The following is an 18376-nucleotide window of genomic DNA, read 5'->3' as shown; positions in this document are numbered from 1 at the left end:
GCCGCTACTCGGCGGCCATCAACCGACGATATTCATCCCAGGCATAAAGATCGGTCATTCCGCTAATATAATCCTGAATCAAACGGGCGCGATAATAAAATTCCATCATGGATTGCTGGCCGGCGGGATGGCGGTTGACCGTTTCCATGGCTTCGCCATAAGTCAGACGATGCTTGGCGGACAGTTTATGATACAGCAGGCTAGCGATGGGATGCGCGGGATGGTAGTCCTCTGTCACCAGCCGCTGGAAATCCGCCTGAGACATCTCGAGCAGGGGATTATAAATTTCCAGCAGGCCGCTTATCACACGGTAACCCTGCAGTTCCAGCTGCTCTACTTCCGGGTGATTGAACACATGCTTGAAAGCAATACTTTTAAATATCTTTAACAACCGAAATGCCGGACTTGAGTCCTCCAGCAGCGCCTGATTGAAACGGCCGTCGTAAATAGGCGCCAGATTATCCAGAAAACGCAGCGCCGCGTGGGGCACGAGTCGCGCCACGGTATTGACCCGTAAATACATAAAAAACTGGTCGCCGCTGCGCAGCCCTTGATAACGTCTTATTTTATTAAACGCCTGGCCGATGACTTTATCGAACAGATCGCCTTTAACGACGCTGCCCCATTCTTTTTGCAAGAATAGGTACAATTGTTCCACGGTAAAGATTTTTTTCTCCACCGCGTCTTCCAGGTCGGCAATGCAATACGAAATATCATCGGCGGCTTCCATGATATACGTCAGCGGAAAGCGGTGGAATTCACCCAGGGATAATTCGCGGCGCAGCGTCTGGACATACTCCTCTTCTGCCAGATAAAAGCCGGGCTTCTTCATCAAATAGCTGAAGGGCGCCGGGGCCGGCCCATGCCAGTAGGCCGGCCGGGTGTATTTGAGAATGCAGCCGACCTGCGCATAGGTCAAATTAAGCTTCAGCAGGCTATGGACCATACGGATGGCCTGGGCGTTGCCTTCAAAATGGCACAGGTCGAGGCGGATACGGCTGCGCAGCGCATTGTTGTCTTCGTCGCCGGTGCGCAGGCGCAGGCTGCCTACCTGACAGCGGTCATTGCCGAGCGCGTCCTGTTCCAGACCGGCGATATCCAGCCGGCGGCGAAACCAGTCATTGATCGCTGCTTCGCCGAAATGGCCGAACGGCGGATTGCCGATATCGTGCATCAGGCAGGCCATTTCGACCATACTCTCGCAGGGAGCTTCCAGTTGCGATAATCCCAGTGCGCCAATGCGCCCGTCGTTTTTAAGATGATGAAATATCTCTTTCACGATATGGCGCCCCACCTGCTGTACTTCCAGCGAATGCGTCAGGCGCGAACGCACCGCGGCATTGCGCTCCAGCGGAAAAACCTGGGTTTTTTGCTGAAGCCGGCGTATAGCGGCGGAATTGATGATTCGCCCGCGGTCGCTTTCAAACTGGCGAATAATGGCATAATCATCCTGGGCGCTGATCGCCGGACTATAGGGCCGTTGAAAACTGATTTTATGACTGAAGTCGATCTCGGACATCTTTTGCCCCGTGCCAGGCATGCTAGAATGCAGCCTATAAACGCCCTTCAACATTTCAGTCCGCATTTTTTTAATGGGGACACTTTTTATGAAAATTGGCATTATCGGCGCAATGGAACAGGAAGTCGCGCTGCTGCGCGATCGCATAGACCATTCTACCCTGTGGTAGCAGGCAGGGTGTGAAATTTATACGGGTCAGCTACACGGTGTTGAAGTCGCGTTGGTGAAATCCGGCATCGGCAAGGTTTCCGCCGCGCTGGGCAGCACACTATTGCTGGATCATTTTAAACCGGAGCTGGTTATCAATACCGGTTTTGCCGGCGGTTTGGCGCCGTCGTTGAAGGTCGGCGATATCGTGGTGTCACATGAAGTGCGCTATCACGATGTCGATGTGACCGCTTTCGGCTATGAACCCAGCTAGATGGCGCAGTGTCCGACGTCGTTCAATGCCGCCCCGTCACTGGTAGCGCTGGCGGAGGAGATCGTCGATCGTCTGGGTATGCATGCGGTATGCGGTCTGGTGGTCAGCGGCGATGCCTTTGTTAACGGCGCCGACGGCCTGGCCCGTATCCGCCAGACCTTCCCGCAGGCGATCTCCGTGGAAATGGAGGCGACGGCCATCGCTCATGTGTGCCATCAGTTCGCCGTCCCCTTCCTTGTGGGGCGCGCGATTTCCGATGTCGCGGATCAAGCATCCCATCTGAGCTTTGAAGAATTCCTCACCGTGGCGGCGCAAAGCTCCTCCGCCTGGTGGAGGAAATGGTGCAAGCCCTGGCCGGCCAGCGGTAAATGCGTTACCGACGCGCGGCGCAACGAGTGGTCAACCTCGCGCCCCACGCCACGGAACTGGCTTACGCCGCCGGCATGGGGGGCGGCGCTGGTGGCCGCCAGCGCCTGGTCGGATTATCCTCCCGCGGCGCGACATCTTGAGCGGGTCGCCTCGTGGCAGGGCGACAATATCGAGCGCATACTGGCGCCTAAAACCGGATCTGGTGCTGGGGTGGCGTGTCGGCAATCCGCAGCGCGCGTTAGAGACGTTGGCCGCCTTCGGGATTCCGGTGGCGACCCTGGATCCGCAAAGCATCGACGGGATGGCCGGCGCGCTGAACACCTTGGCCGCCTATAGTCCGGATCCGGAACAGACTCGGCAGCCGGCCGCTGTTTACCGCCGGCGCCGCCACGCTGCAAAACCAGATCCTCGCGTTTTGCGGCGTGCGCAATATTTTTGCCGACAGCCGCGTTCCCTGGCTGCAGGTCAGCCGCGAGCAGGTGCTGCTCCGGCATCCGCAGGTGATTATCGTGCCGGGGGACACCACCACCGCCTGGCAGATTGGCGGCTTTTGGCGGCCGCAGTTGACGGCGCCGGTGTTTGCCCCCAATGAGAACAGTTTTGCCCGTCCGGGGCGGCGCATCCTGCTGGCGGCGCAGCAGCTTTGTACGCAACTGGCGCCAATCCGCGCTGCCCTCCCGGCAAAGGTACCCTGGCGCCGTACTGGTGGCTGGATATTCTCGGTACCGCGCTATTCGCCATTTCCGGTGTTCTGCTGGCCGGCAAATTGCGTATGGATTTCTTTGGCGTGGTGACCGCGGTCACTGGCGGCGCCATCCGCGATATGGCGCTGGCTAACGGCCCCGTATTCTGGGTATGCGATCCCACCGATTTGGTGGTGGCGATCATCACCTGCTTCGTCACCTTGCTTGTCATCGGCCAGCCGCGCCATCTGCCGAAATGGATCCTGCCGCTGCTGGATGCTATCAGGCTGGCGGTATTTGTCGGTATCGGCGTCAATAAAGCGTTCGCCAGCGGCACGGTGCCGCTTATCGCGGTGTGTATGGGGGTCATTACCGGCGTGGGAGGCGGTATGCTGCGGGATGTGCTGGCGCGGGAAATTCCGCTTACCCGGCGCACCGAGGTTCACGCCGCCGCCTGTATCGCCGGCGGATACAGGCATAGGGCCCTATCGAGGGCATAAAAAAATCAGCACGCGCCGAGTCCCAGTCTCGATGTCATGCCGGCTTGGCGCGCGGCGCGTCAGATGCTAAACGACGACCCGCAGCCGCAGGTGGTCTTGGCAGTAGGGTTGGTGACGATAAAGCGCGATCCTTCCAGCCCTTCGCTGTAGTCAACGGACCCGCCCACCAGGTATTGCAGGCTCATGGGGTCCACAACCAGCGCGACACCCTGTTTCTCGATGGTAAAGTCGTCTTCGTTGACTTTATCATCAAAGGTGAAGGCATACTGGAAGCCGCTGCAGCCGCCGCCGGTGATGTAAACCCGCAATTTCAGATTCGGATTCTCTTCGTCTGCGATAAGGTTTTTGACCTTGCTTGCCGCTGAATCGGTAAACTGTAATGGCAAAGCTGCCGTTGCACTCATAATTCTACTCCCGGGCCATCGTCGGGCTGAAGGCACGTCAACCCGATCGCTAGGGCTATTATCCGTTAGGCATCATTTACGTTCAAGTATTGCGTATCGGGGAAATCGCGTTTGCTGCAACGTGCGCTTGCCGGGCATCCTTTTCCTGCCCCAGACGCTGCAAGGTGTGCGCTAACAGGGAGGAATAAAGTGGCTTGCCCCCCAGGAACTGCGCCACCAGCGTCGCGCCCAGACAGGTGATAGTCATTGGCAGGATAAGTTGATAGATCGGTTATCTCCAGCACCAGCACAATACCGGTCGGGGGTGCCCTGACCGAGGAGGCGAACAACGCGCCCATACCGGCGGTGGCAAAGGTGCCCGCCTGCAAGCCGTTCTGGGGAAATAACATCATGGCACCCACGCCGAAAGCCGTACCCAGCAGGGTGCCTAACGCCAGCATCGGCGCGAAAATGCCTCCTAGCGCGCCTGAACAAAAACACAAGAGCGTGGTAAGCATGCGCGCGAGAAAGATGAATATCAGCATGCCGAAGGTATAGTGTCCGGCTGCGGACAGCGGCATCAGGCTGAAACCACCGCCGGCGGCAAACGAACCGACCAGTACTAGGACGCCGCCGGCATCAGCAGCCAGGCATGCTTGCGGCAATAACGCCAGCGCAGCGAGACGCAATGCCTGCACGCCATTGACCGCTTTCTCGAAAAACACGCCTACCAGCCCCCCCAGCGTGCCCTACCAACGCGGCCATTACAAGACAAGCACCGGCGTTTTATCGCGGTAAAGCAGCCGGCGGACCATATGTCGGCGCGCCTGCCGCTCCTGCGGCACCGACGTATTAAGAAGGATTGGATTTATTCATAACACTCGTTAGTTTAACACTGCCCTTTGATGTTAAATGCCAGGCGCGGTCATGCCGCCGTTGCCCCTGGCGGCGCGGATGCGCATCGACGCGGTGATTTCACAATAGCCGCCAGTTGATTACACTACAGGGGTCAGGTTAATTTTGCCATTCAGGAGTTGATTGATGAGTTATTCCGCAAGTTTGTACGCCGAGGCGCAGCAGCTGATCCCCGGCGGGGTCAATTCACCGGTGCGTGCATTCAATGGCGTTGGCGGTACGCCGCTGTTTATCGCCAGCGCCGACGGCGCCCGTTTGACCGACGCCGACGGTAACAGCTATATCGACTATGTCGGCTCTTGGGGCCCTATGGTGCTGGGCCATAATCATCCGGCGGTTCGCCAGGCGGTGCTGGACGCCGTGCAGCGCGGTCTGAGTTTTGGCGCGCCCACGGAAATCGAGGTGAAAATGGCGCGGCTAGTGACCGAGTTGGTGCCCTCTATCGAGAGTGTGCGCATGGTCAACTCCGGCACCGAAGCCACCATGACCGCCATCCGGCTGGCGCGCGGCTATACTGGCCGCGACAGGGTAATCAAATTTGAAGGCTGCTATCACGGCCATGCGGACGGACTGCTGGTCAAGGCCGGATCGGGGGCGCTCACTCTGGGGCAGCCCAGCTCTCCCGGCGTCCCGGCGGATTATGCCAAGTATACTCTCACCTGCAGCTATAACGATCTGCAGTCGGTACGCGAGGCGTTTACGCTGTACCCGCGCGGGATCGCCTGCGTCATCGTTGAACCGGTGGCAGGAAATATGAACTGCGTCCCGCCGCTGCCGGAATTTTTGCCCGGACTGCGCGCGCTGTGCGACGAGTTCGGTGCGCTGTTGATTATTGATGAGGTGATGACCGGTTTTCGCGTCGCGCTGGACGGTGCTCAGGCTTATTATGATGTAAAGCCGGATTTGACCTGCCTGGGCAAGATCATTGGCGGCGGCATGCCGGTGGGCGCCTTCGGCGGCCGTCGTGAGGTGATGGCGGCGCTGGCGCCGACGGGGCCGGTCTATCAGGCAGGAACCCTGTCGGGCAACCCGGTCGCCATGGCGGCGGGCTACGCCTGCCTGCGCGAGGTCGCCCGGCCGGGTGTACATCAGCAGCTAACGCAGCAGACCGAACGTCTGGCGCAGGGACTGCTGGCGGCAGCGGAAGCCGCGGGCGTGCCGCTGGTGGTCAACCGCGTCGGTGGTATGTTCGGCCTGTTCTTTACCGAGTCGCCGACGGTGACCTGCTTCCAGGACGTCCAGGCGTGTGACGTGGATCGTTTTAAACGGTTCTTCCATCTAATGCTGGCGGCGGGGATTTATCTGGCGCCGTCGGCGTTTGAAGCCAGCTTCATCTCCCTGGCGCACGGCGACGCCGAGATTCGTCACACCGTGGAGGCCGCAGCACAGAGTTTTGCCCAGCTGTGACCCGTCTGTCGCCAGACTTGTGTTTGCGCAGTATGCCCGACGGCACCCCCTGAGCCGCACAGGTCCGACAGGCGCGGTGTTGCCCGATGGCGATTACTCGACAGTGCATGTCCGGCTTGCGCGGCTTTTCCCGAAGTAGCCCCTATGCCACACAGCCCCGGCTTACGTAATTTGCTCCCGGCCCCGCCTGACGGCAGTAGCCGAACAGCGTACCGCGTCGCCCGTTTTGTCCGGCGACGCTGCCGCCAGATAAAATAAGGCGTGCCGATAAAGGTCGCCAGCAAGCCGGCGGGAATTTGGTTCGGAAACATCACCATACGACCGTACCAGTCGGCGAACATCATCAAGATGCCCCCCCTCTATCGCCGAGGCCATCAGCCCCTGCGCCAGTGGTTTGTGGAAGCCCAGCATGCGCGCCATATGCGGGGCCATCAGCCCGATAAAGCTCAGCGGCCCCACCGTTAGTGTGGCGCCGGCGGTCATAACGGCCGCCAATAACAAAATCGACAGCCGCACCCTCACCAGCGGTACTCCCAGCGACAGGGCGCTGCCCATCGGCAACAGCGTCAGGTAGCGTCGGCACAGCGGCACCAGCAGCAGGCAGAATGCGGTCACCGCGCTGAAAACGGCTTGTTGGGGGCCGATACCGTAGGTCGAGCCGGATATCCACGACAGCAGGTCGCCCAGGCGCGGGTCGCCGCTTAGCAGCAGCAGCGTTATCAGCGTGGTAAACGCGGTACCGATGGCGATACCCGCCAGCAACATGCGCTGCGGTGAGAAGTGACGGCGCCCGGACACCAGGATTATCGCCCCCAGCGTCAGCGCGGCGCCGAGGCTGCTTGCCGGCAATTGCCAGGCAAACGCATCGCCCGGGATCAACAGCATAACGAGAATGACCGCGCCGGAAGCGCCGGCGCTGATGCCCAGCACTCCAGGGCTGCCCATGGGATTGGCGGTCAGCTTTTGGATTAGGGTACCCGCGGTGGCCAGCATTACCCCGGCGCTCTGCGCTGCCAGCGTGCGCGGCCAGCGCCAGGGCAACAGACGCAGCATCTCTTCGCCGTGGGCCCAATGCCAGCTTTCGGCATTGCGACCCAGAGTCAGCGACAGCCCGACGCCCACCAGAACCAGTACCGCACCCAGCCACACCACCGACTGGTCGGTAAGCCACAACAGTAATGCGCCGAAGGCGGCCCCCCCCTCGGCGATAAGCCGACCGCCGCGCAACACCGTCAGATGGTCGCGGTAGCGTGCTGCCATATTGGATATCATGCAACACGGCAATTACCGTCAGACCATGCTGGCGGCTTAGCCGCTGAATCAGCGCCAGCTCCTCAACCTGATGGGCAATATCCAGTGCCGACGTCGGTTCATCGAGCAGCGGGCAGCGGCTGTCCTGCGCCATTGTCATCGCCAGCCAGCCCCGCTGCCGCTCGCCGCCGGACAAACTGTCCACCAGCCTATCGGCGAGGCCCTCGAGCCTCACCAGTTCGATAGCCTCGTGCACATGCTCGCGATCGGCGATGCTGAAACGGCCAAGCGCCCCATGCCACGGGTAGCGCCCCAGCGCCACCAGCTCCCGCACTGTCATACCCTCCGCAGCAAGCAATTGCTGCGGCAGATAGGCCACTTGACGGGCGAAGGCTTTATTCTCCTATTCCGCCAGCGGCCGATCATTAAGCCGCGCTTCGCCGCCGCTCGCCGGTTGATGGTGGCCAAGAATTTTTAGCAGCGTTGATTTTCCTGAGCCATTGTGGCCAATCAAACCACAGACCTGGCCGGGGGGGAAAGTAAAATCCAGCGGATGCAGCAGCGTTCACCCGGGCACGGCAAAGCTAAGTCCGCGCCGGCTGAAATGAGCGTGTGTTGGTGGGTTTGCGTTAGGCATAGGCTCTATCTGGTTCGCGGGCGCAGCGGGCGCGTCCTGGCAAAATGTACGTGATGTATCATGACGATGGCGGTAGTCCGGCGCGCGACGTCAGGGCGGCGGGCATCGTCTGTCGGGTATCCGTTGACAGACCGTCGCGGCCGGCGACATCACGCGCGCGCATAACATAAAGGTAAATAATAATTATTCAATTAGTGATAATAATATGCGTAACAGGAATCATGCCGTAAGCACAATTCGTGGCGTCGCCGGCGCGTCTCTACCCGGCGTTTTTAGCCCACCCGGCTTCAGGGTTTGAGCAGACGAAGGATGATATCGACATTAAACGCGAAACGCGCTTCGAGAGCGTCGGCGGAAACAAAGTTCTGACCATAGATGACTTCAAGAGTATAGCGATTGTTGAGATAATGATAGCCGACTGACGTTATCGTAATATAAAGATGCCTCGGGTCGACGCCCGCGCGGAAAACGCCGGCCGCTACGCCGCGATCGAGGATACGTTTAATTCTATCGACAAAATTTACATGCAGCAGCGCAAAACGTGAAGATCGCTTAACGTGCACCGCTTTATGCAGATTTTCGCTATTGACCAGCGACATGAATTCCGGACGCTTCAGATAATAATTCCAGGTGAAGCGCATCAGGGCGCAAATAGCCTCAACCGGATCTAATTCATCCAGCCCCAGCGCCGCTTCAGCGGTGCGCACATCGGCATAAATATCCTCCAGCACGGCCTGAAAAAGGTCATCTTTGCTATTGAAATACCCATAAATCAAGCGTTTGTTTACGCCCGCCTTTGCCGCAATACCATCAATGCGCGCGCCGCCCAACTCTAGGCGCGCGAATTCATCCATCGCCGCCGCCAGGATCAGCGCTTTGGTCTGTACCGGATCGCGCGGACGCTTTTTCACGACGCTTTTTTTGGCAGATTCTATTGCATAAGCTCAACTGAGTTATTCTATTTAGATGAAAACTATACGCTAATTTCCGCTCCTTTGGCACCGTTCCGATCGCAATTCCCGCAGAGCATTCCCCCCGCCTAGAGCCAAGCAGCCGAGCATCACGTCCGGCCTCCCCCTTGCTTTTGACCCACCTGCGGGGATGGGCCAGGCATCGCTTTGCGTTCAGGAATATGATCGTTATCTCACATTGACACTTTTTTCGAGCGCAAGCGAGGCTGAAATGCGCCGGACTATTGAGGACGGCAAAATGGAGTGATAGCGTAAGTAACGAACAAGTTCGTTACATAATAATTAAGAGGAACATTATGGCGCAACACCACGAGATCGCGCTCAGCATCAAACAGGGCATCGCCAAATTCACACTCAACAAGCCCGCAACCCACAATACGTTAACGCTGGATATGCTGCGCGCGCTGGATGAGGGACTCGCCCGGTTGGAAGGGCTGACGGAAATCCGCCGCATCCTGTTTTGCTCGACCAGCGAGCGTTTCTTTTGCAGCGGCGCGGATATCAAAGAATTAAGGGGACATTGCCCCTGCAGAGATGAGCAGCCGCTTCATCCGCGCCGGCAATCGCGTGTTCCGCCGTATCAGGGAAATGGATGTTCCTACCCTGGTGGTCCTGTCCGGTCATGCCCTGGGCGGCGGGCTGGAGCTGGCGCTGGCATGTAATTTCCGCTATGGCGCCGAGGGGATCAAACTCGGCTCACTTGAGGCCACGTTTGGCACCATCCCCGGCTGGATGGTGCGCGCAACGGCTGTGCGCGCTGGCGGTAGGCAAACGCCTTATGCGCATGATTGAACCACAGGCCTTGGATATCGCTTATGAATTCGCAGCATCGGTGTGCAAGGGGACGGCAGATGCCCGGGAAGGCGTCGCGGCCTTTCGGGAAAAACGTCCGGCCGATTACGGAGGCGCTCGGGACAATGCCGCCCTTCCCCACCGTCATCCGGCCGGGTAAGGCGTCTAACAAGCAATGATAACGTCGCCTCGCAATGGGGGCACCGGTCTGCGGCCGATAACGCGTTATGCCATTACGCGACGATCTTTTTATCTGACGTCAGTATCACTTCGAAGGTAATCACTATGAAAACCGGTTTAGTGCATTATCGATGGCGTATCTGCGCCCTGCTCTTTATCGCTATCACCATTAATTACTTCGATCGCCAAGTGTAGTGGCACACTGAATTTGGCCACCTGAACAGAGGTGATATGCTCACCTCAGAACAGCACGGGTGCACCAATGAAAAGAAGTGTAGTGATCAACTAAAACTGGCCACCGCGTTAGCGTTTTTCTAGTGTCTATTTTCTGATTCGTTTGGTGGCAACCCACCGTTATATTCATGCGGCCTGAGTGCGCTATAATATCCCACGATATAGTCGGTAGTTTTATGAGCTGCTTCGCTGAAGCTTATGTAGCCCGTTACCGGTATCCACTCGTTTTTCAGACTTCTAAAGAAGCGCTCCATCGGACTGTTATCCCAACAGTTCCCCCGCCGACTCATGCTTTGTTTGATCCGGGAACGCCACAGCAACTGTCGGAACTGCCTGCTCGTATAGTGGCTACCCTGATCGCTGTGGAACATCACTCCGGCTGGTTTGCCACGCGTTTCCCATGCCATTTCCAGTGCTTTGATGGTCAGTCTGCTGTCCGGGGGGAACGACATAGCCCAGCCCAGCGGTTTCCTCGCGAACAGATCAAGAACAACCGCAAGGTATGCCCAGCGTTTCCTGGTTTAGATATACGTCACCTCGCCGCACCATACCTGGTTTGGCTCCGTTACAGCGAACTGGCGCTCAAGATAATTCGGGATCGCAACATGCTCCTGACCGTCACGCTTATACTTGTGCGTCGGCTGCTGACAACTGACCAGCCCCAGCTCTTTCATGAGCCTGCCTGCGAGCCAGCGCCCCATGCGGAAGCCTCTCTGGGTTGCCATGGTGGCGATACTTCTCGCGTCAGCTGCACCATGGCTGATATTGTGCAGTTCATGAACCTGACTGCGCAATACCGTTCGCCTGCCGTCTGGCCTGTCAGGACGACTTTTCCAGTATTTGTAACTGCTGCGATGAACCCTGAACACGTGGCAGAGTGTGGCCACAGGATAATGCGCTCTGAGTTTCCCGATTAACGAGAACTGTTCAGGGAGTCTGACATCAAGAGCGCTGTAGCCTTTTTTAATATTTCGTTTTCCATTTCAATGCGTTGTACCTTCTTGTTGAGCTCACGTATTTCGATTTGTTCCGGGGTTATGGGAGAGGCTTTTGGCGTTTCCCCCCGTCACTCATCACGCAGTTGTTTTACCCATTTTGTCGTCGTAGAAAGGCCGAGGTCCATGGCTTTTGCTGCTTGCGCGGCGGTGTAATTTTGGTCGACAACCAGTTGAGCGGATTCGCGTTTGAATTCAGGACTAAAATTTCTTCTTTTCATTGGTGCACCCGTGCTGTTCTGAGGTGAGCATATCACCTCTGTTTAGGTGGCCAAATTCAGTGTGCCACTACAGTATCGGCGTCGGGCAACTGGTTGCGGATATCGCGCAAGAGCGTGTCGGCAATCTCGGTATAAGTGGGGGTGTGCTGTACGCCATGGGGATATTCCGTTTAAATGACCTTTTACCGGGTGAGTAAAGGTTTGCAAATTGCCGTTGGCGGCCACGACGTCGATATGCAGCCGCAAGTCACCTTGTGCCGGACGGCTAACTCGGACGTCAATGCGGCGGGCGCAGTTATCGGCCAGCAGTGGTTGCAATGCCTGTTCGGCATATTGCTGGGCCAGTCGCCGGGTGGTGGCCGAGTCTTTGGCCCGCGCCAGTTCGTACAAACGTGAGCCCAGCTGCAGATCAGCCCAATATTACCCGCGCGGCGCCATCAGGCGTAGGTAGACCGCGTTTATGCAGGTCAGTGGTGCGAGTGCCGGTGTAATTAATCACCGGTCTGGCTGTCAATCAGTGCGTCCATGGCGTCAGGGTAAGGTAGGCGACGGGGCGGGAGGAGTGACGCGGGCGTAGAGGGTAACTGGTACGGTGGTGTGCGTCGCGGGCCGCGACGCTATCCTACCCGTTAACCGGTCCGTCGGACAGCCCGGAAGGTGTCAGGTGCCTGTGTCCACTTTACCGGATGCCGTTGATTTCCACCTCGCCGCTGCGCAGGGGTGCCGCCCTGGTACTCAATACCTCCCCCCCCCCGCAAGGCGCGTCACCGCGCCGTCGCCGCCGCTAATCGTCATACCGCTGTGGCCGTTGATAGGCCCCTCGGCGGTCAGTGCCTGTGAGGTTGACAGCATCGGCGTCTCGAAGCCGGCGCGCTCTTCGGCCTGAGCCTGATAGCGTTTGCATTTAACCCGATACTCGTCGCATTCCATCTCGATAATTCTTTCGCGCCGGATAACGATTTTGGCGCCTTCGTCACTGTAGAGCGCCACCTCGCTGTTTGCCAGTCCTTGCAGACGGTAGGTGCTGTGTTCGGTGGCAATCACGATACTATGGCGGGTACGGCCGCCCACCGGCAACACCACCGCCATGGTGCCGGCCGGCCGAGGTCAGGCCGTAGTGCTGGAACAGCCCCACGTCCGGCGTACTCTCCCCGGCTAGCGCCGGCACATCCAGTGCGCGCCCAGGGGCGATGGCCGCGCCTCGACACCCAGCCGACGCGTTGCCGCCGGTCTGTAGCCGCGACAGCGCGGCAATCGGCTGATGGGTGGCCAGGTGCTCACGCAGCTCATTGGCCACGCTGACCGGGGCATAGGTAGCCGGATCAGGGGGCGTGCTGGTCTGCTGTGATAGCGCGGCAATCTGGTTATCCTTCTCGCCAAGCAGCGACAGCAGATTGATGCGGGCGGCCGCCGTCCCTTGTCCGCCCGACAGGCGATCAATGAGTTTTTTCAGCTCAACCGTCATTTCCTCAGGCGTGGCCGACAGCGGCAGATTCAGCATCCAGTGTAGTTGTTCTAACAGTTCATCCACGTTATTTTCTCCCGTGAGTTGTTGTGACGTCGCCGCCAGCAGCGCCACCATACCGTCAAGCGCCGGCACGTTGGTCAGCGCGGCATTCACCAGGCAAGGGCACATTGCCCTGCCTGTCGTACTGAAACAGCGGGGAGACAAAGCGGTACTCCCCGGCGGCAATCAGGGTGCGGGCACGCTCAGTCCATTCGACATCCACCGCAAACAGCCCCAGGCCCTCGACCCATTCCAGCTGCGAATACCAGCCGGCGGCCGGCGCGGGCTGGCCATTTCCCCGGGCATCGGGCATGGGTAGCCTGGTGCTCATAGTCAAAGTGGTACGGCGTCAGGCGCGCCTGGGCAGCGTTAATCAGCCTCCGGGCCCGCGGTTCCTCCAGCCGCCAGTGCGCCACGTCGGTGGGGCGTGTATCCCGCGAGCGAAAGGTGCCGGCCGGAAACAGCTGGACACGGGTACCGGCGCTCTCCAGCGCCACGGTCAGTGCGGCAAGGCGGACGGTGTTTTTCACGCGGTGGCGGTCCCAGAAAGTGTATTCATGGGAAACAGTCTAATCTGGGCGTCGGGTATCTCGTCGTAACGAGGGTGTAGGGGGTAAGAGTACAAACGGACTGTCATCAGACTACACCGCTGACGTGGGCGGCGATACCCCGTTTAAAACCCATTTAAATCGCTCCAGAATCGCTTAACGCGGTTTCACCCGCATCACCCCCGCCTGCCTGACTATCAAAAAACGCGCCACGGCCTTTACAGAGTGTTACTCGTCTAGCGCGCGCTGAAGGTAATCATTGACGGTGTGCACCAGGGCCTGATAGTCTTGGCCGGTCAGACCGAAACTGAGAAAGAACCGCTCTCGTATCGTTGAGGCGGGATGATTGGCGGGTTTTACCACCCGACCGTTAAAAACCAGCGCCTTTATTATAGCGGGGGCAAATGATATGGGCCGGGTGGTGCCGCCCTGATTGCTGCAGGATTTTGCCGGCGCGGTCAATGGGCAGCCAGCGCAGGCGGCATTCCTGCTCGAAATTCTCCATCACCGCGTCACACAGGTCTTCACCGAGGGTGCGCATTAACGGCTGGCGGTGTCTCAGGGACTGTGACAGCCGCTCAAGGGCTTGTCGCAGGGTATCGGGAACAGTGATCGTGACGTCAATCATGGTGTATACTCATGACAGTGTGGTTGTTACCAATGGGTAACGGTTGCTGTCGCGCTGCCAGCATGATCCGGTTCAAGTCCGGCATCGGCTGCTGTCGGTCGTAGATAATCGCGCGCGGCTGGCGCAGCGATGATACCAGGGTCGCCCAGAAGCAAGAAGAAGGTAGTCGGCAGCGCGCCCTGCTTGCTGTCGCGAGTGGCGAGCAGCAGGTTGGCGTCCGTCAGGGTAATCACTACCGAGTCCGGCACCGCGCCTTTGCAGAACAGCGTGTCCACCACGGCAGGCCGCAATGCGCCGACAAGGCGAACGTCGCCGTGTGCCTGCTGCCGGGCCATCATCTGACTGACCCAGATACCGGTATCGCGGTTGAGGGCATGAAGCAACGCCGGGTGGTCCAGCGTTTCCTTTACCGCCTGCGCTGCTAGCCGGGTATCGGCGCGGTTGAGCAGCTGCTCGCCGAGGTGGCTGAGGTAGCCTTTGCCGGGGCTCAGATGAAAGCCTGCATCCGGGGTAAATACATGGGCGTGGCCGGTTTTGGGGTCTTTCAATCCTGTCGCCGGTCGCGTCTTGCCGTTCACGCCCTGCGGCTGGTCAACCGTGACGCGATAGTCGTCGGTGGACTCCAGTCCGATGGGGTGACGTGCAAGCTGCTCGACGTTCTCGCGCAGCCGCTGATAGTGTCCGGCCATATAAACAGACTAGGTATTGGTGCGAAAAATAGTCTCCAGTCGGTAAGGCAACAGCTTTTTCCCCTCCAGCTCGCCGTCTGCTGAGACTTTTAGCCCTTTGCCCAGTCAACCCTTGCGCTGAAGTAAGGTAAGACCTCATCCTGGAACTGTGTCAGTGTCTTGCCGTGGCGCAAGCTGTCCGCCAGCGCGGTTTTCATGTCAGTTAACACATCCGGCTTAAGAATACCCGCCACCGTAAAAGGCACGGGCGTGCGCCTCGTCGGCCATGTCCTGCCAGCGAAAACCGAAGGCGTAGCCCTTTGATTCAAAATGCGCCACCGCCTTTTCCGGCGTCAGGGTCGTGGCATAGCCCAGGTCAACGGTCATTAAGTCGCCCCCCAGATCTCCGCGACAAAAATGGCCTAGGCTATCAGCTGCCGCAAGGTTTGGTCGTCAAGCTGGGGCCAGGCTTCCGCCAGCATGACGGTCACCGCCTCCGGCGTCTGCCCCTGCTGCAAGGGCGGGCCAGCGGGGTCAGCAGCGTCTGCATGGTCTGGTTGACCGGCGTTGCCAGTCCGCCGGGGGCGTCTTCTAGGGCCTGCTCGGTGGCGGTAGGCGTGTGCGCAACGCTCAGCGCCGCCATGCCCGCTTAGCACTTCGGCATCAGCCTGGCCCGCTAAAGGTCGGCAGGTTGCCCGGCGGCTGCAGCAGGGGCTCGTCGTCCCGGGCTGTGGGAATGCCGCTTTCCGCCGGCGCCCAGGCCAGCGGCGCCGGCACGCCGCTGCGCACCAGGAGATCCAAGGTCTCGGCGGTCTCCTTCATATCGCGTGGCTGGCGGGTATCAAACTCAAAGTCAAAGCGGCGCATGCGGCGCGGGGTGATATTGCTATAGCCGTTAAGCTTGAGCAACGGGTAAGGCAGGTCGCGGGTCAGCGTACCGGCCAGCTGCACCGCATCACTGGCGGTCAGCTCATGGCGCACCTCGTTATGTACGTTGCCCAGGGTATTGGTGCTGCTCTTGCCGTCCGCTTGGGTGGTCAGGGTGCCCGCCCAGAACGACCTTGGACTGGCTGCTTTCGCACCAATGCATCATATACTGGAAGGGGTCGACCTGCCTTTGTGCAGCGGACTCAAAGCGGATAGCGGCGCGTTCGTGGATAATGCCGCCGGCGTTATGCCCCAGGTCGCGCAGCGCCCACAGCAGCATGTTTTTCTCTTCCTCGCTGGCCCCGTCGGAATAGGTGTCCACCCGCGTCGGCAGGCCGTAGATTTCCAGAAACCCTGCCGGGTCACGGGCGGCAATATTCTTGAACAGGTAGGTCCATACCAGTACCCGGAACAGGCCGCTTTTGGCCTGGTGACGGTGCAGCAGCCAGCCGAAGAGGTTAAGCTCAGCGCCGTCGAGGCTGCCGTCAATCAGGCGGATGGCGTTACGGTTATGGGTCGCGGTCTGGAACCAGCGTTGCTGGCGCTTGTAGAAGGCGCAGGGCAGCCAGATATTTTCCGCCTGTTTCCAGCCGATTTCCACGGCGGCAAAGCCGTGACCAATGGCGTCCAGCAAGTCGAACAGCAGCGTTTCAAACTCCGACAGGTCTGAAAACCATTCCGTCGCGGCGTCCGCCATAGTTTTTTCCTGTGAGCTGGGATGACGCGGCGGCACAATGCGCCAGGCGAGCGGCATCACCGAACGGCGCCGCTTGCTCATCTCGGCAAACAGATGGCCATCGTGCTCATCCATATCAAAAAACGGGTCAGCCTGGCGCACCAGATGTCCCTGTTCGGGCTCGCTCAGGATGTCATACACCCGGCGGATATCGATGCCCAGCGAGGGATGCTCGGTCAGTTGTTGATAACGCAGGTGGCGGTCATCGGCAGTCTGTGGCTGCGTCAGGGTGCGCCGGCGCAACAACCGGCCGTAAATATCGGTGAGCATGCCCATTACCAGCCTCCACAGGAAAAGCCCAGCCGTCCGGGGTGACGGTCACCGGACAATGAGCGGTATTCAGTTTTCGGGCCGTGGGTCATGGCCAGCGTCCAGAGCGTGTGCAGCGCATCCGAGCCGTCGTCATGGTCGGCGCGGGGAAAGTGGCGCAGCTGTTGTATCAGGGTGGTATAGCTGGCGTGCAGCCGGATAAGCCCGTTTTCTATATGGGGCTGCAGGGTCCCGATACGTAACGGCTTGTCGGCATGGGAGATAATGGCCCGCGCCGACACCGGGTGATCCAGCCGTGCCGCGCGTTTAATCAGCTCGGTGCGCAGGAACTCCTGGAACTGCACCGCCTCAATATCCCAGACCAGGTAGTGCTATTTCTTTTGCAGGGCGATGATGTTGCTGATAATGACGTCCGGCAGCCGCTTGCGTATCTGCGCTTCCACCACATCCAGCACCCGGTGGTGCGATTAAAACCGCCGACCAGCAGCGCTGACGGGTCACGGCTAGCCCCGGCCTTGCCGAGGCTGGGGTCGCAGGCCCCGTAGAAGACCCACTCGTTAAGCCGGCTGACCCAGAAATGCAGGCCGTGGGCAAACGGCGCATCCTCACCGCTGACCGGGTCATTCTGGTACTCGGCGTCAAAGGTGGCGTGACCGCGTCCCGGCCGCGGATATGCATCAGGGTCAGCAGCGAACGGGCGGACCAGGAGACTTCCGCGCCTTCCTCCATCTCGGTACTGTGTGACGTATAAAAATCCTGCGTCGCGGCCTCCCACAGCGACAGGTTCACCGGCCACTGGCGCAGGGCCTTAAACCGTGCCTGCCGCCACAATGGGTTATTCAGGGTGCGTGATAACAGCGAGTCGTAATGCAGGATGGTGCCGATATACACCACATCGAGTTTTGCGCCCACGCCGCCCAGCGGCAGTACAGTTTTTCTCAGCCAGCTTTCCAGTCCCGGTTGCGCACCTGCTCGTCGTTCTCAATATCGTCCAGTATCACCAGGTCAGGGCGGTACGGCCCGTGGCGCAACCCGCACAGCTTTTTGCCGCTGTCGGCCACCTGCACCTTGATATCATTGCGCGTCAGGATGGTGCCCATCTGCCAGACGCGACCGACACCGCAGGCTTCGGGGAAGCCGGTTCGCAACCGGGGGCTAAATTCCAGCTCGGCCTTGATGGCTTCGAGTATCGGGTACGCCTGGTCGATGGAGTCCATTACTATCAGGGCATAGTGCTTGATGCCACGTACCAGACACCACAGCACAAACAGCTGTCTGACCAGCGTTGACTTGGCCTCTCCGCGCGGCGCGGCGATGGCGTCCTGCTCGCCTTTCGGGCTAGCGACTATCTTGTGGCAGCCGCTGAAACAGATAGCCATGCAGTTCACTGGGGTCTGCATGGCGGATTATAGTGCGGAAAATAGGTCTGCACAAAATAGCGATAGCCGTTCACCGGGTCGGCCACCTGTGAACACCGCGTCGCCATGGCTTCCGCCCCGGTATTAAAACCCAGGCATTCGGCTTTGATGGTGCGGCGCAGGCTGGACGCCAGCGCAGCCAGCGAGTGCTGGAATTCACGGATGGAAAATTTCGCCGCCATATTTCGCTTTAAAT

16 protein-coding genes and 9 pseudogenes are annotated in these 18376 nt (G+C 59.3%); 6 read left to right on the top strand and 19 right to left on the bottom strand.

The window, feature by feature from the left end; all coding sequences use genetic code 11:
• Nucleotides 1–4 precede the first annotated feature (4 nt).
• On the bottom strand, nt 5–1519 hold the full coding sequence (dgt, locus tag ACTBDU_RS00290; protein WP_438805133.1) for a dGTPase: 1515 nt from the start codon (nt 1517–1519) through the stop codon (nt 5–7).
• An 88-nt stretch (nt 1520–1607) separates the two neighbouring features.
• On the opposite strand from dgt, the pseudogene mtnN reads away from it, so the two are divergent.
• The 3 pseudogenes from mtnN to ACTBDU_RS00275 form a co-directional block, all read left to right on the top strand.
• Nucleotides 1608–2308: pseudogene (gene mtnN / locus ACTBDU_RS00285) on the top strand (5'-methylthioadenosine/S-adenosylhomocysteine nucleosidase).
• Nucleotides 2309–3103 (top strand): annotated as a pseudogene (locus tag ACTBDU_RS00280) (ABC transporter substrate-binding protein).
• A pseudogene (locus tag ACTBDU_RS00275) lies at nt 3001–3471 on the top strand (TRIC cation channel family protein); the annotation flags it as partial. The pseudogenes ACTBDU_RS00280 and ACTBDU_RS00275, both read left to right, overlap by 103 nt.
• A gap of 80 nt (nt 3472–3551) precedes the next feature.
• On the opposite strand, the gene erpA reads toward ACTBDU_RS00275, so the two are convergent.
• A complete protein-coding gene (gene erpA / locus ACTBDU_RS00270; RefSeq protein WP_438805132.1) occupies nt 3552–3896 on the bottom strand; it encodes an iron-sulfur cluster insertion protein ErpA in 345 nt (114 codons plus the stop codon).
• 82 nt (nt 3897–3978) lie between these two features.
• A pseudogene (locus ACTBDU_RS00265) lies at nt 3979–4624 on the bottom strand (chloride channel protein); the annotation flags it as partial.
• Nucleotides 4625–4916: 292 nt separating this feature from the next.
• Here ACTBDU_RS00265 and hemL point away from each other — a divergent pair.
• Nucleotides 4917–6197 (top strand): glutamate-1-semialdehyde 2,1-aminomutase, encoded by a 1281-nt coding sequence (gene hemL / locus ACTBDU_RS00260; RefSeq protein WP_438805131.1) that lies wholly within the window; start codon nt 4917–4919, stop codon nt 6195–6197.
• Nucleotides 6198–6424: 227 nt separating this feature from the next.
• On the opposite strand, the pseudogene ACTBDU_RS00255 reads toward hemL, so the two are convergent.
• The 3 genes and pseudogenes from ACTBDU_RS00255 to ACTBDU_RS00245 all read right to left on the bottom strand — a co-directional run.
• Nucleotides 6425–7382, bottom strand: a pseudogene (locus ACTBDU_RS00255) (iron ABC transporter permease); the annotation flags it as partial.
• A 3-nt stretch (nt 7383–7385) separates the two neighbouring features.
• Nucleotides 7386–8085 (bottom strand): annotated as a pseudogene (locus ACTBDU_RS00250) (ATP-binding cassette domain-containing protein); the annotation flags it as partial.
• Between the two features lie 287 nt (nt 8086–8372).
• Complete coding sequence (locus ACTBDU_RS00245; RefSeq protein ID WP_438805130.1) at nt 8373–8996, bottom strand: TetR/AcrR family transcriptional regulator; 624 nt, start codon at nt 8994–8996, stop codon at nt 8373–8375.
• A gap of 356 nt (nt 8997–9352) precedes the next feature.
• Here ACTBDU_RS00245 and ACTBDU_RS00240 point away from each other — a divergent pair.
• A pseudogene (locus ACTBDU_RS00240) lies at nt 9353–9571 on the top strand (enoyl-CoA hydratase/isomerase family protein); the annotation flags it as partial.
• A gap of 19 nt (nt 9572–9590) precedes the next feature.
• Nucleotides 9591–9848 carry an enoyl-CoA hydratase/isomerase family protein gene (locus ACTBDU_RS00235; protein ID WP_438805129.1) on the top strand — a complete coding sequence of 86 codons (258 nt, stop codon included), beginning with the start codon at nt 9591–9593 and terminating at the stop codon, nt 9846–9848.
• A 494-nt stretch (nt 9849–10342) separates the two neighbouring features.
• Here ACTBDU_RS00235 and ACTBDU_RS00230 read toward each other — a convergent pair.
• The 13 genes and pseudogenes from ACTBDU_RS00230 to terL all read right to left on the bottom strand — a co-directional run bounded on the left by ACTBDU_RS00230 (nt 10343) and on the right by terL (nt 18362).
• Nucleotides 10343–11478: pseudogene (locus ACTBDU_RS00230) on the bottom strand (IS3 family transposase).
• Between the two features lie 42 nt (nt 11479–11520).
• Entirely contained in the window at nt 11521–11868 is a 348-nt protein-coding gene (locus tag ACTBDU_RS00225; protein WP_438805128.1) for a phage GP46 family protein, read from the bottom strand.
• Between the two features lie 345 nt (nt 11869–12213).
• The gene (locus tag ACTBDU_RS00220) at nt 12214–12567 is read right to left on the bottom strand and encodes a hypothetical protein (protein ID WP_438805127.1); all 354 of its coding nucleotides are present in this window, start codon (nt 12565–12567) and stop codon (nt 12214–12216) included.
• Nucleotides 12527–13099, bottom strand: a complete 573-nt coding sequence (locus ACTBDU_RS00215; protein WP_438805126.1) for a phage protease — start codon at nt 13097–13099, stop codon at nt 12527–12529. The genes ACTBDU_RS00220 and ACTBDU_RS00215 overlap by 41 nt, the downstream gene beginning before the upstream one ends.
• Entirely contained in the window at nt 13065–13298 is a 234-nt protein-coding gene (locus ACTBDU_RS00210; protein WP_438805125.1) for a phage protease, read from the bottom strand. The genes ACTBDU_RS00215 and ACTBDU_RS00210 overlap by 35 nt, the downstream gene beginning before the upstream one ends.
• Nucleotides 13189–13482, bottom strand: a complete 294-nt coding sequence (locus ACTBDU_RS00205) for a phage protease (protein WP_438805212.1) — start codon at nt 13480–13482, stop codon at nt 13189–13191. The genes ACTBDU_RS00210 and ACTBDU_RS00205 overlap by 110 nt, the downstream gene beginning before the upstream one ends.
• A 421-nt stretch (nt 13483–13903) precedes the next feature.
• A complete protein-coding gene (locus ACTBDU_RS00200) occupies nt 13904–14161 on the bottom strand; it encodes a hypothetical protein (RefSeq protein ID WP_438805124.1) in 258 nt (85 codons plus the stop codon).
• Between the two features lie 26 nt (nt 14162–14187).
• Entirely contained in the window at nt 14188–14850 is a 663-nt protein-coding gene (locus ACTBDU_RS00195; RefSeq protein WP_438805123.1) for a hypothetical protein, read from the bottom strand.
• 89 nt (nt 14851–14939) lie between these two features.
• Nucleotides 14940–15095 (bottom strand): hypothetical protein, encoded by a 156-nt coding sequence (locus ACTBDU_RS00190; protein ID WP_438805122.1) that lies wholly within the window; start codon nt 15093–15095, stop codon nt 14940–14942.
• Nucleotides 15067–15216, bottom strand: a complete 150-nt coding sequence (locus tag ACTBDU_RS00185; RefSeq protein WP_438805121.1) for a hypothetical protein — start codon at nt 15214–15216, stop codon at nt 15067–15069. Before ACTBDU_RS00185 ends, ACTBDU_RS00190 begins: the two co-directional genes overlap by 29 nt.
• A 276-nt stretch (nt 15217–15492) precedes the next feature.
• Complete coding sequence (locus tag ACTBDU_RS00180; protein WP_438805211.1) at nt 15493–15831, bottom strand: phage portal protein family protein; 339 nt, start codon at nt 15829–15831, stop codon at nt 15493–15495.
• Nucleotides 15815–16768 (bottom strand): phage portal protein family protein, encoded by a 954-nt coding sequence (locus tag ACTBDU_RS00175; RefSeq protein ID WP_438805120.1) that lies wholly within the window; start codon nt 16766–16768, stop codon nt 15815–15817. Before ACTBDU_RS00175 ends, ACTBDU_RS00180 begins: the two co-directional genes overlap by 17 nt.
• Nucleotides 16768–18362: pseudogene (terL, locus tag ACTBDU_RS00170) on the bottom strand (phage terminase large subunit). Before terL ends, ACTBDU_RS00175 begins: the two are co-directional and overlap by 1 nt.
• Nucleotides 18363–18376 lie beyond the last annotated feature (14 nt).

Source organism: Sodalis sp. (in: enterobacteria) (assembly GCF_051710625.1).
Lineage (GTDB): Bacteria > Pseudomonadota > Gammaproteobacteria > Enterobacterales > Enterobacteriaceae > JBPESN01.
The sequence above is the reverse complement of the archived record's forward strand: the minus strand, read 5'-3'. Positions and strand labels throughout refer to the sequence as shown.